The sequence below is a fragment of the Polaribacter sp. AHE13PA genome (assembly GCF_019278505.1).
Taxonomy (GTDB): Bacteria; Bacteroidota; Bacteroidia; order Flavobacteriales; family Flavobacteriaceae; genus Polaribacter.
In genome coordinates this window covers 2,032,957-2,046,733 of sequence record NZ_CP058985.1, presented here as the reverse complement: position 1 = coordinate 2,046,733, position 13,777 = coordinate 2,032,957, and the positions used below count along the sequence as shown (strand labels likewise).

The window sequence follows — 13,777 nt, the reverse complement described above, 5'->3', positions numbered from 1 at the left end:
TTCGATGAAAATTCATTTTATTGCTATTGGCGGAAGTGCCATGCACAACCTTGCAATTGCTTTATACCAAAAAGGATACCAAGTTTCTGGATCTGATGATACAATTCATAATCCTTCTAAATCTCGATTAGAAAAATACGGGCTATTGCCAGAAGTATTTGGCTGGTTTCCAGAGAAAATAACAACCGAATTAGAGGTGATTATTTTAGGTATGCATGCTAAAAAAGATAATCCAGAATTATTAAAAGCCCAAGAATTAGGTTTAAAAATTTATTCTTATCCTGAGTTTTTATATGAGCAATCTAAAGATAAAACGCGCGTTGTTATTGGTGGTTCTCACGGAAAAACTACCATCACCTCTATGATTTTACATGTGTTAAATTATCATGAAAAAGAAGTAGACTATATGGTTGGTGCACAATTAGAGGGTTTTGAAACCATGGTGCATTTAACTGAAGAAAACGATTTTATTGTTTTAGAAGGTGATGAATATTTGAGTTCGCCAATTGATATGAGACCAAAGTTTCATTTATACAAACCAAACATTGCTTTATTAAGCGGAATTGCTTGGGATCATATTAATGTTTTTCCAACATTTGAAGGTTATGTTGATCAGTTTAAAATCTTTACAGATTCTATGGTAAATGGAGGAAGTATGGTGTATAATGAAGAAGATGCCATTGTAAAAGACGTTGTGGAATCATCAGAAAATCATATTAAAAAATATCCTTACACAACACCAGAACATTTTATTGAAAACGGAATTACCTATTTAGAAACAGCAGAAGGAAACTTACCATTAGAGATTTTTGGAAAGCACAATCTTCAGAATTTAGCCGGGGCAAAGTGGATTTGTCAACATATGGGAGTTGATGAAGATGATTTTTATGAAGCCATTGCTAGTTTTGCAGGTGCAAGTAAACGATTAGAAAAGATTATTGAAACTCCATCAACAGTAATTTTTAAAGATTTTGCACATTCGCCAAGTAAAGTGGCTGCAACTACAAAAGCGGTTAAAGAACAGTATTCTGAGAGAACTGTTTTGGCTTGTTTAGAGTTACACACATATTCTAGTTTAAATGCAGAATTTTTAGCAGAATATAAAGGAGCATTAGATGCGGCCGATAAAGCGGTGGTGTTTTATTCTCCGCATGCTGTAAAAATAAAACAATTATCTGCAGTTACGGCGGAACAAATTGCAAACGCTTTTGAAAGAGACGATTTAACTATTTATACAAATCCAGATGAATTTAAAGCCTTTTTATTCAGTCAGAATTTAGAAAAATCAGCAGTGGTTTTAATGAGTTCGGGTAATTATGGAGGTTTAGATTTTGAAGAGGTTAAGAATTTGGTTTAGTTTTTTTTAAACCAAGTTGTTTTAAATAAAATGGAACACTTTTAAAACGCCTAAATGTATATGTACGATACTCTTTATCAGTAAAAGAATATTGTAGAATTTTTAGCTTATCTTTTAATTTTATATAAGAATTAATTCGATTAATTTTTTTGATTTCCGCTTGGGAATTTTCTAAAATTAAAAGGTAAGATTTTAAATATTTAGAAGCTTCTTCATTTTTAATAAAAGATAAACTTTTTGGGTGATTCAATATTTCTGATGCAACAATTGCATAATTATTAAGATATTTCTCTAACTTTTTATTATTTAAAACTCTCTTTTTTAAGGTTGTTTTGTTAGCTAATAAATAGCTGTCATAAGCATTTCTTAAAGTAATTGTTTTAGAAAAATAAAGATTATCATTAATCTGTTTTTGTAAAACTGTAATTAAAGATTGATTTTCAAAAGAAGCAACTGTAATTTTATTTACAGAAAAAGAGTCTTTTTTTAGAGTTTGGTAATCTAAATATTGGGTGTATGGTTTCTTTAAAACCTTATTATGCACTTCTATGGCAGCAATACGGTTCTCTTTTACCATTTTTGGATAGTGCCAATGAAAGTTCATGTAAACCTCATTTTTAGCGGAATATTTTTCGCTTTTTAAAAGTTGAATGGCTTTTTTAAAATCAGTGTTCGAAACAATTATATCTATATCGCCAACCATTCTCTCTGCAATATCTTCGTATAATCCTTCAAGTAAGTTGCCTGTTCCTTTTAAGAAAATAGGAGTAATATGATTTGCCAATAAAAGAGCATTTATTTCTATAGCCTGATCAATAATTTGCTTATTTCTTTCTCTATTTAAATCAGTAATATGAATCATATAATTCACCAATTCTTCTGGTAAATAATGCAAGAAATTGACTCTTTTAAGGTTGCAATACAAAGCAGGAAATACAAAATGACCGGTACTTACTTTTACTACAGCTTCCCAATCTATTTCTGTAGTTTTTAATTGATTTTCAATTTCTTCTTTGTTTCCTTTATTCAAAGAAATTGTTAAACATTTCGCGATAAAAAAGAGTGTTTCTTTATAATTCATCACTAAAAATCTTAGAAACAGTTGCAATCATTTCTTCATTCTTAGAATACGTTAAGCGATAGCAATTTAAAGAACTGAACCAATCTAAAAATACTTGTGCATTTTCTAATTTTGGAGAAATCCAAGAATCTGGAATTAATTGCTGAAACGCCTCAATTTTAGAAATTTTTTCACAAGCTATTTCAGCGTCTTTTTCATATTTAATAAAAACCAAGTCATTACACGGTAAGTGATTAAAATAATTTGTGTTATTTGGCTTTAAATAACGTACAATTTTATTTAATCTGGTAAAATTATATTCAGCTGTGGTTTCTAATTCGGGATAAATGGGAAGTAAGGTTTCTAAGCTACTTTTTTTGATAGATATAGATGCAGGAAAACTATATACTTCTCTTTTTTCTACATCCATAGGTACAAAATCATCCGCTAAACAAGTAAAACCCTTTGCTTGTAAAAGTGCTAAAGAAGTACTTTTACCATTGCCAGAATCACCTAAAAAAAGAATGGATTTTTTTTCATTACTTACTGCAGATGCATGAAAAACTCCCATCCATTCGTCTTCTTCTTTATGATGAATTTTTTGAATAAATTGCATCGAAAACTTTCCTTGAAAGTAATGAATGTTTTTACTACTCCAAGCACCTATCAGTTTTTTATCAACAATAAGAAAGATAAATTTATTATTGATAAAAACATCAAATTCATAGTCAAAATTGGTAGTGTTGTCAATTACCAAATGCGCAAATTTTGGATGCACATGAGATAATTCTTTTTCACTTAAATAAGAAACTTTAAAAACAACATTGTTTACTTTGTAGAACTTTATAAACTCATAAGATTTTGGCTTTTCAATATCTCTATAATCATTAACTATTTCAGGTTCTTTATTGCTTTTTGGTACGTAAATCTTTTTTTCTAAATCTATTATAAAATCGAAAGTTCTATCTAAAGGAACTGCCAACTTTTTAGATAAAGCTTCAGCAATTTCTTTTACTGGAATCCCTTTGCTTAATCTTTTTAAAATATCTGCAGTGTTGTTTTCTAAAACTAAATATTCATTACTATTCTCAAACCAAACAATAGTTTTGTCTTCAACAGTTTTATACAAGAATTTCGATTGTTTTTTCATAAAGAATAAAAGTAACTTTTTTATTATTTATAAAAAACAAAAAACGCTTAAAACTTAAGAGGTATACTATTTAATAATGAATGATATATTTAATTTTTTCGCCAAAAAAATGGAGTAAATAAAATAAGCACTGTAAAAAGTTCTAAACGACCAATAAGCATTAAAAAAGAACAAAACCATTTAGCGGCATCAGATAAATGGGCATAACTATCTACCGGACTTACACTACCAATTGCAGGTCCAATGTTTCCTAAAGAAGAAGCTGCAGCACCTAAAGCAGACATAAAGTCTAAGCCTAAAAGCGTTAGTATTACAGAAGCTAATATAAAAATAAGCATGTAAATAATAAAAAACGATAGTATATTAAATACAATAGTTGGAGGTATCGATTTTCCGTCTAATCGTACCGGAATAATTGCGTTTGGATGTAAGGCTTTTTTAAATTCTAGAAAGCTATTTTTAAGCATTACAATATGCCTAACTATTTTAATTCCACCACTTGTAGAACCTGCGGAACCACCTGTAAAAAACAATGCAAAGAAAATACCTGTTGCAAAGAAATTCCACATGGTAAAATCTGCACTAACAAAACCAGTTGTAGTTACCACAGAAATCACCATAAATAGAGAATGTCTAATAGCGCTTTCTACTTCACCGAAAATCATAGGGTGCTGAATGGTTGTTTGTAAATTATGGTCTTGAAAAAAGATGATTAAAATAGCAATTAATGCAGAAACACTTATAATTCCAACAAAGTAATATTTAAACTCTTCGCTTTCAAAAATTTTACGAATCTTCCCTTTTAGAGCAAAATAAGTAATTACAAAGTTGGTACCTGCAACAAACATAAAAAAGATAATAATATACTGTACAAGAGGTAAGTTGTTATAAAAAGCGACACTACTATTCTTTGTAGAAAAACCACCTGTACTCATTGTTGCCATTGCGTGATTAATGGCATCAAACCAAGTCATACCAGCAATTTTTAATAAAAAGAATTGAGCAAACGTTAGCGATATATAAATTAAATACAAGCGTTTTGCAGTATCTGTAATTCTAGGATGTAATTTATCTGCAGATGGTCCTGGAGCTTCTGCCATAAAAAGTTGCATTCCTCCAATACCTAAAAGAGGCAAAATAGCAATGGTAAGAACAATTATTCCCATTCCTCCAATCCAGTGGGTTGCGCTTCTCCAAAATAGAATTCCTTTTGGCATGGATTCTATGTCGGTTAAAATGGATGAACCTGTGGTAGAATAGCCAGATATAGTTTCAAAGAAAGCATCTGCAACGCTTGGTATTGTACCAGAAAACAAATAGGGGAGCATTCCTGTTAAGGAGAGAATTAACCAACCTAAGGTAACAATTAAGTAACCGTCTTTCTTCTTTATATTGGTGCTTTTAGGCTTGTTAAGAAAGTAAAGTAGCAGTCCTGTAATTACAGTTACAATTCCTGCATTTAAAATACCCCATTTAGCATTTTCTTCGTGGTACACGCTAAACGGATATGCAATAAACATAAAGAATCCGTTTAAGATTGCTGTAATACCTAAAAAGCGAAATATTATTTTGGTGTTTAAAGTACTCGTCATATTTATTTAAATAGGCGTTCTACAGCACTTATAGCTTCTGGTAAACAGAATACAATTACTTTATCACCAGTTATAATTTGCACGTTTCCGTGAGGCATAATTGCTTTTTTATCTCTAATAATACCACCAAAAATAGCTTCTCGAGGAATGCGTATATCTTTAATAGGATATTCTGATACTTTAGCACCTTCTTGAACTTCAAATTCAAAAATTTCTGCATCTACGTTATGTAAATTGGCGAGATCTAAAATTTCACCTTTTCTTATGTGTCTAAAAATATTACTTGCTGCAAGTAGTTTTTTATTAATTAAAGATTGAATTCCAATAGTTTGAGAAATATCGATATAATCCATATTTTCAACCAAGGCAACCGTTTTTTTAACTCCTTTAGATTTTGCTACTAAACAAGACATAATATTGGTTTCAGAGTTTCCTGTAACTGCAATAAAAGCGTCTGTTTCTCTAATATTTTCTTCTTCTAGTAGTTCTAAATCTCTACCATCACCATTAATAACCAAAGTGTCACTTAATTCTTCTGCAAGAAACTCTGCTTTATCTTTTTTCTTTTCTATAAGTTTTACTCTAAAATTATCTTTACAAAGTTTTCTTGCCGTTTTTTCTCCAATACTACCACCACCAAGAATCATTACATTCTTAATCTTTAGTCGTTTTCTACCTGTAATAGGGTAAAGATCATTCATACTATAATTAGGAACACAAAAATAAACTTGGTCTCCTATCTCGTAAACAACATCTCCTCGGGGAATAATTGTTTGAGATTCACCTTGTCTTTTAATTGCAATTGTAATAAAATCTACATCAGCAAACTTTTGTTTTGCATCTTTAACGGTTAAATCTACAATGGGAGATTTATAGGTTAATGGTGTACCTAACACATTAAAAATACCGCTTTCAAAGGCTACAGTATCATTAAATGAAGATTGATTTAAGAGCATTTTTATTTCATTAGCCGCTAATTCTTGAGGCGAAATCATAAAGTCTAAACCAAATTGTTTAAAATCTACTTCACAATTATTTAGAAACTCAGGATTGTCTATTCTAGCAATTGTTTTTTTTGCTCCTAAAGATTTTCCAATTACAGAAATAGTAAAGTTGGTATTCTGGCTATCGGTAACCGCAATTAACAAATCTGCAGATTCAATTCCAATTTCTTTTAATAATTTTATGGATGTAGCATCTCCTTTTTTAGTAATTACATCTAAATGGCTGTTTAGATATTCTAACTTTTCACCATCAAAGTCTATGATATAGGTGTCTTGAGATTCGTAAGAAAGAAGTTTAGCCAAGTGAAAACCAACGTCTCCAGCACCAGCTATTATAATTTTCATAATTTAAAAGTAGTATGTGTTGGCAAAGATATAAAGAGTTTTCATGGAAAAGGGAAATAAATAGATTTTTTCAAATTTAAGTATGTATCGGGTATTTTGCGTATTTGTAAAGGTAATAGCGATATCAAGGTAATCAGTGTAGAATATTATCAGCATATAAATAAAATAATCAGAAATATTTTTCTGCTTAACGTAGAGTATGAACAATTACTACTATTTTTTTGTTTCAATAAAAATATGTTTTTTCTATGAAAAATGATAAATATCTTATTTTCTATTAAATAGAAATTTTAGATTTACTGCTACAATTTATAAACAATAGTATTCGTGAAATTAACCAACCTACGCTCATCCGTCTTTTTAAAAATAAACTCATTTTTAATCTTTTCTTTGTTTATAATTTCTTTTTTCTCTTGTGATAAAAAAGAAGATTATAAAACAGTTGTAGCTGATAGTAGCGTTTTTCTTTCGGGAAAAATTATTCCTGATGATCATTTTTTAGGAGATCAGAAATGTAAAGAATGTCATCAAGATCAATTTAAAAGTTGGGAAGGTTCTCATCATGATAAAGCGATGGAAATTGCCGATAGTGTTTCTATTTTAGGTGATTTTAACAATCAGAAATTTACAAGTCAGGGTGTGACTTCTCATTTTTATAAAAAAGACAATGATTTTTATGTAAATACAGAAGGACCAGATGGTGAAAATCACGATTATAAAATAATATACACTTTTGGTGTTACTCCTTTACAGCAATACATTGTTCAGTTTCCTGACGGACATTATCAATGTTTAAGAACTGCTTGGGATTCTGTAGAGAATAAATGGTTCGATTTATATCCAGATTTTAAAGTTGTACATTCCGAATGGTTGCATTGGTCTAGAGGTGGTTTAAATTGGAATAATATGTGTTCCGATTGTCACTCTACAAATGTTCGTAAAAATTACGATGTAGAAACACATAGTTATAATACCGAATTTGCAATTATTAACGTGAATTGTGAAGCGTGTCATGGCCCTGGAAAAGAACATGTTGCCGATGTAGATAAACTTGGTGAAGATTATATGGATAGCGGTACTTTTCAAATGACAATAGAAACAGGGCCTAAAGAATTAGTAGATCAATGTGCACGTTGCCACATGAGAAGAGAGCAGTTCTCTGGAGTCTTTAATTTTGAAGGTACAATGTTAGATCATTATTATCCACAATTATTAGAAGCTCCTTTATATCAAGCAGACGGACAAATTTTAGATGAAGATTATGTCTATGGTTCGTTTACGCAAAGTAAAATGTATCAAAATGATGTAACTTGTACAGACTGCCATGATGCACATTCTTTAAAACTAAAGTTTGATGGTAATAAACTGTGTGCCCAATGTCATGTTCCAGAAAAATATGATACTCCTACACATCATTTTCACGAACAAAATACCGATGGAGCAAAATGTATTAACTGTCACATGACAGGAAGATTTTATATGGGAAATGACTTTAGAAGAGATCATAGTTTTAGAGTACCAAGACCAGATTTAAGTGTAAAATATGGAAATCCAAACGCTTGTTCTGGTTGTCATACAGATAAAGATGATGCTTGGGCGGCAGAAAATTTTACAAAATTATTTGGAGAGGTAGATTCTATTCATTATTCAGAAAAATTAGCACCAGGAATAACCATGCAACCTGAAGGACATATAGGTTTAATTGATTTGATGCACGATACGCATCAACCAGAAATAGTAAGAGCTTCTGCAACAAAAGTGTTGGCTAACTATAATGCACAGAATTTTGTGGAAGATTATATTTCACTTTTAAATGATGATTCTGCTTTGGTAAGAGGAGCAAGTGTAGATGTTTTAGGTGGCATAAATACCACGGATTATAATGCCTATTTTTTACCTTTATTAGAAGATCCAAAAAGAAGTGTTAGGGTAAAGGCTTTCTATGGTTTAGGAGGTTTGGCTGAAACAGATGTGCCTGAAGTTTATAAAGAAAGTTATCAAAAGGTAAAGAAAGAATTTTGGTTACATATCGATACAAATTCAGATTTTGTAGGGGTAAGAATGAAAAAAGGAGATTACTTTTTAAAACAAGGGAACATAGAAAAAGCAATAGAAAATTTTGAAAGTGCACAATCTATTGATGTTATCAACAATCAAATACGAATAAATTTAGCAACGTTATATTATAATATTAAAGAATATGAAAAGGCTGAAGCAGCTTTTAAAACAGTAATTAAACAAGAGCCTGAATATGGCCCTGTTTATTATTCTCTTGCTTTAATGTATGCAGAATTAAATAGAGAAGATGAGGCAATTGAGCAACTTAAAATAGCGATGACAAAAATGCCAGACAATATTCGTGTTTATTATAATTTAGGGTTGTTGTATGATAAAAAACAAGATTTTAAAAATAGTGAAAAAGCATTGGTTACTGGTCTAAAAGTTGATGCACAAAATGAAGGTTTACTGTATGCGTTGGCTTATTTATATTCTAAATCTGATCAAAAACCAAAAGCAAAAAATATTTTACAAAGATTGGTTGATTTGTATCCAAATAACCAACAATATAGAAATTTTTTAAATCAATTATAATCACTTTGTAGTAGATTATTTTAATAAAAGGTTTCGTTTAACAGATTAAAAAAGGTAAAATAGTTAATTTTCATTTTTGTATTTTTATAAAAAAAGTAAATGGAAAAGTTAACGATTAAGACTTGGGCTTTAGATGATAGGCCAAGAGAAAAGCTGTTAGCAAAAGGGAAAACGGCACTTTCTGATGCAGAATTAATTGCAATTCTTATTGGATCTGGCAATAGACAAGAAAGTGCTGTAGCGTTATCTAAACGAATTTTGCAAGAGGTAGGTGGTAACATAAATGAGCTAGCAAAACTATCCGTAGAAAAATTAACCACTTTTAAAGGAATAGGAGAAGCAAAGGCAATTGCTATTATTACTGCTTTAGAAATTGGTAAAAGACGTCAATTAGAAATAGCTTTAGAAAAACCTAAAATTACCAGTAGTAAAGATGGTTTTAACTTAATGCAACCTGTTATTGGAGATTTAGAGCACGAAGAATTTTGGGTGTTATTTTTAAATAATTCTAACAAAGTTTTGGCAAAAAGTCAGATTAGTAAAGGCGGTTTAACGGCCACGGTTGTAGATGTTAGGTTGTTGTTTAAAAGAGCGTTAGAATTGGCATCTGTAGCAATGATTGTTTGCCATAATCATCCTTCAGGTAAATTACAACCTAGTAATGCAGATAAACAACTTACTCAAAAAATTAAAGAAGCAGGAAACACTTTAGATATAAAGCTGCTAGATCATTTAATTATTACCGAAAAAGCGTATTTTAGCTTTGCAGATGAAGGATTGCTTTAGTTTGCAGTTATAGTAATCAGTAAAAAAGTTACTTGAAATTATAACTGATTACTGAGACCGCAAATTGAGACTGAAAACTGAATACATGATACTAGTTTACACACATAAAATTACACCAAGAGTTCGTTATATTTTTAAACATATTCTTACAAGAACTTTATTAATTCCGGTAGATTTCACTTCTAAGGTAGAAGAATTTGTGGCTTTTAATGGTCCTAAAATGACCTACACAAAAACACCTTTAGGGAATGAGTTTTTTGTGAAAAGTAACAATTTATTGTTTGAGCAAGGTGTTAATGATATGGAGATTTCTATGCAGAAATGGGATGAAACTCCATGTTTCTTTAAAACCGGACCAAAATCTTCTATTCCTTTTGATGTTTTTGCGGCAAGCTTTTATCTTATTACGAGATATGAAGAATACTTACCGCACGTAAAAGATATTCATGGTCGTTATACTGCAGACCAGAGTCTGGCTTATAAAAAACGTTTTTTAGAAAAACCAGTAGTAGATATTTGGGCCTATAAATTATTAGAAGCTTTAAAAGAAAAGTTTCCAGATTATGATTACAAAAATCGTAAGTATGAGTTTATTTCCACAGTAGATATTGATAATGCGTATGCTTATAAGTATAAAAGCTTGATAAGAAGTGTAGGTGGTTTTATAAATGATTTACTTCATTTTAGAGTGTTAGATGTTTGGAATCGATTTGCAGTTACTTTCAATTTAAAGAAAGATCCTTTTGATACTTTTCAGAAAATTTTAGAGACTAAAAAGGAGTATAAAATTAAAACAATCTTTTTCTTTTTAATAGGCGATTATACTACTTTTGATACCAATGTTTCTGCTTCAAAAAGCAAGTACAAACTACTTATTAAAGAAATGGTAGATTATGCAAAAGTGGGGTTGCATCCTTCTTATTTTACGATGCACAATACTTCTTTATTAAAAAAGGAAAAACTGAGGTTAGAAAATATTATTAATTCTCCAATTCAGAGGTCTAGACAACATTATTTAAGATTTAGCTTGCCCGAAACGTACCAACATTTAATAGATTTAGAAGTAGAAGAAGATTACTCTATGGGGTATGCAAGTAATGTAGGTTTTAGAGCAAGTACTTGTACGCCTTTTTATTTTTACGATTTAGATTTCGAAATTCAAACTCCGTTAAAGGTGTTTCCATTTGCATTAATGGACACTACTTTAAATGATTATATGAAGCTTACACCTAAACAATCTCTAGGAAGAATAAGAGATATAAAAAATGAAGTAAAAGCGGTTAACGGAACTTTTATTACTTTATTTCATAACGAAAGCCTAAGTGATTATTTACGTTGGAAAGGCTGGAAAAGGCTGTATGAATCTATGATTAAAATTGCTACTTCATAATGATTCAATATGTTGAGAGAGAAGATTTAGAGGTAGAGAAATATGATGCTTGTATAGATAATTCTATTCAATCTAGAATTTATGCTTTTTCTTGGTATTTAGATATTGTTGCAGATAATTGGGATGTTTTGGTCTTGGATGATTATAAAGCAGTGATGCCAATTCCTTGTCGTAAAAAGGCTGGGATTAAATATGTTTATCCGCCACTTTGGTTGTTAGAATTAGGTATTTTTTCTTTAAGTGAAAACATAGATTACAATCCTTTTTTTAAACTTCTGTTTCAGAAATTTAAATCTGTAGAAAGCCGGTTAAATAGTGCTATTAATATACAAGAAAACACCTCTTGTTTTGTAGGAAAACAAATGCAAATTTTGTTAATTTCGGATGATTATAATACTATTTGTAATGGTTACAGAAAAGATAGAAGAAAGGACTTAAACAAGGCAAAGAAAGTCGATTTAACGGAAAAATGGAATGATAATCCTGAAAAATTAATTCAGTTATTTAAAAATAACGTAGGTAAAAGAACACCCAATATTACAGATAAAGATTATTTAGTTTTAGAAGAATTGATAAAAATTTGTATAGAGAAAAAAGTAGGAGAAATACTTTCGGTTTACAACAAAGAAGATAGGTTAGTCGCTTCTGGTTTTTTCTTAAAACATAAAAAAGCTGTTACAATTTTAGTGTCATCCACAGATTTTAAGCATAGAAAAAATGGCGCAAATACTTTTTTAATTGATCGTGCAATTTATAAGTTTGAAAAGAATTTTAGTATTTTTAATTTTGGAGGTTCATCAATGGAATCTATAGCCAAATATTTTTTGAGTTTTGGTGCTACATCAAATAATTATCAACAAATAAAGTATAATAATTTACCTTGGTTTATTAAGTTGTTAAAAAAAATGAGTTAAATATCTTTTTTAGAAAAATGAATATACCACTGAGATATTATTTCATTATAATCTTTATATAATTTTTTTGCCTTGATATTTTTTTTATTTAATTCATAAACCATTTGATCGGTTATTGGTTTATAATTATTCCAATCATGTTTTTTTAATATTCTTTTTTTTAGGTGATTAGGTAAATGTGGCTTTATTTTGTCTTTTAGTTTTTGTAATTTAATTTGTTTTTTTGTAGGCTGAATTTCTTTTTCAAAGTAGACATCAAAAGGTTTAAAATAATCATTAATTAATATATCATCAAAAAGAAGTTTTCCTTTTTTGTATTTAATTGGAATTTTTTTAAATAAACTTAACAATTCTGTATCCCAAAAAGGAAATCTAAATTGATGACCAAAAAAAGTATAATAACTTGCAGAATTAAAAATATATTTAGCAATTCGTTCTTTTAAGTTGTAATCTTCTAAGACAGTTTCAGGTATTTTTTTTGTATAATTTTTATCAAATAGAAATAAATTCTTTTTTATTTCTGCTTCAATTTGTTTCTTTTCATCATTAGAAAAACAATAATTAATCATTTTTTTTTCTAAGATAACTTCTGGTAAATTAGAGTGTTTTAAGTTTTTAGAAATTGTTTTAGAATATTCACTTCCTCCTAAAATATCGCCGGCAAAACCCGGAACAAAAATAGCATCTTGAGTAATGATTTTTTTATCTTTTAAAAATTTAATAGCAAAGTATTCTTGAAGATAAGGCATAGAAGAAAGTTTGCCAGCAAAATGTGCGTAATTTTTAAATTCTTCAGTTGATAAAAAATTAGAAATTAACTCATTTTTATATTCAATAAAATACCAGTCAAAATTTAAAGTCTCTGCAGTTTTTTTAGAATTTTCAATTTCAAAACTATCTTTTCTGCCATAGGTATAACAAACTACGTTTTTATAGTTATGCTTTTTAAGCATTACAGCAATTAAACGCGAATCAAAACCACCACTTAAAGGAATTACTGCCGTCCTATTATTTAGTGAGTCTATAAACCGTTTAAAAGAATTTTCAAAAGCAATTACTATCTTGTTTTTTAAAATAGAATAGGAGTCTATATATGCTTTTTCTATAGCGTAAGAAAAGAAAAAGTTACTCTCAATAATTTTATGATTTTCAATGATTAAATATTCACTTGCTTGTATTTGATTTACATTTTGTAATAATGTTTTATTACCATGGGTATGACAAGAAGCTTTTAATTCGATTTCTGAAACAGCATTAAAATCAAGAATATTAAAAGTGTTTTTCAAATAGATAATATCATCGCTCAAAAATAATTTTTCATTATGAAAAGTATAGAAAATGGGGAAAGATCTTGTTATGTCAGAAGCAATACAAACAGTTTTTTTATCAGAAAAAACGATTGTAAAAACACCATTTATGTTCTTTAAAAGTTCTTTAAAATCAGATGTATCTTTTATTGTTAAAAGGAAATTTAAAGCATTTTCTTTTTCATAAAAAACAGCATCAATATAAAAATAACCTTTTAAATAAAAAGAATCATTTTTATACCATTTAAAGCCTTTATTATGTTTTAAAGTAATGTTCATA

At 29.3% G+C, this 13,777-nt stretch carries 10 protein-coding genes; 5 read left to right on the top strand and 5 right to left on the bottom strand.

The genetic code is table 11. The features are described from left to right. The first annotated feature begins 4 nt into the window (after window positions 1-4). Window positions 5-1,357 (top strand): UDP-N-acetylmuramate--L-alanine ligase, encoded by a 1,353-nt coding sequence (locus H0I28_RS09070; protein ID WP_218761487.1) that lies wholly within the window; start codon window positions 5-7, stop codon window positions 1,355-1,357. Here H0I28_RS09070 and H0I28_RS09065 read toward each other — a convergent pair. From H0I28_RS09065 to trkA, 4 genes are all read right to left on the bottom strand, one after another. Then, window positions 1,341-2,387, bottom strand: coding sequence for a nucleotidyltransferase family protein (locus H0I28_RS09065; protein ID WP_218761485.1), 1,047 nt, complete (start codon window positions 2,385-2,387; stop codon window positions 1,341-1,343). The genes H0I28_RS09070 and H0I28_RS09065 overlap by 17 nt on opposite strands. A gap of 40 nt (window positions 2,388-2,427) precedes the next feature. After that, the gene (locus H0I28_RS09060; RefSeq protein ID WP_218761484.1) at window positions 2,428-3,567 is read right to left on the bottom strand and encodes a hypothetical protein; all 1,140 of its coding nucleotides are present in this window, start codon (window positions 3,565-3,567) and stop codon (window positions 2,428-2,430) included. 89 nt (window positions 3,568-3,656) lie between these two features. Then, window positions 3,657-5,159, bottom strand: a complete 1,503-nt coding sequence (locus H0I28_RS09055; protein WP_218761475.1) for a TrkH family potassium uptake protein — start codon at window positions 5,157-5,159, stop codon at window positions 3,657-3,659. A 2-nt stretch (window positions 5,160-5,161) separates the two neighbouring features. Continuing rightward, window positions 5,162-6,508: a Trk system potassium transporter TrkA gene (gene trkA / locus H0I28_RS09050; protein WP_218731165.1), complete on the bottom strand. Its 1,347-nt coding sequence runs from the start codon at window positions 6,506-6,508 to the stop codon at window positions 5,162-5,164. A gap of 390 nt (window positions 6,509-6,898) precedes the next feature. Between trkA and H0I28_RS09045 the strand changes: the two genes are divergently transcribed. The 4 genes from H0I28_RS09045 (at window position 6,899) to H0I28_RS09030 (ending at window position 12,190) form a co-directional block, all read left to right on the top strand. Continuing rightward, window positions 6,899-9,100 carry a tetratricopeptide repeat protein gene (locus H0I28_RS09045; RefSeq protein ID WP_254712870.1) on the top strand — a complete coding sequence of 734 codons (2,202 nt, stop codon included), beginning with the start codon at window positions 6,899-6,901 and terminating at the stop codon, window positions 9,098-9,100. Window positions 9,101-9,199: 99 nt separating this feature from the next. After that, the gene (gene radC / locus H0I28_RS09040; RefSeq protein WP_218761473.1) at window positions 9,200-9,886 is read left to right on the top strand and encodes a DNA repair protein RadC; all 687 of its coding nucleotides are present in this window, start codon (window positions 9,200-9,202) and stop codon (window positions 9,884-9,886) included. Window positions 9,887-9,971: 85 nt separating this feature from the next. Beyond that, window positions 9,972-11,276, top strand: a complete 1,305-nt coding sequence (locus H0I28_RS09035) for a polysaccharide deacetylase family protein (protein WP_218761471.1) — start codon at window positions 9,972-9,974, stop codon at window positions 11,274-11,276. Then, entirely contained in the window at window positions 11,276-12,190 is a 915-nt protein-coding gene (locus H0I28_RS09030; RefSeq protein WP_218761469.1) for a hypothetical protein, read from the top strand. The genes H0I28_RS09035 and H0I28_RS09030 overlap by 1 nt, the downstream gene beginning before the upstream one ends. On the opposite strand, the gene H0I28_RS09025 is transcribed toward H0I28_RS09030, so the two are convergent. After that, the gene (locus H0I28_RS09025; protein WP_218761467.1) at window positions 12,187-13,776 is read right to left on the bottom strand and encodes an asparagine synthase-related protein; all 1,590 of its coding nucleotides are present in this window, start codon (window positions 13,774-13,776) and stop codon (window positions 12,187-12,189) included. The genes H0I28_RS09030 and H0I28_RS09025 overlap by 4 nt on opposite strands. Window position 13,777: the final 1 nt, after the last annotated feature.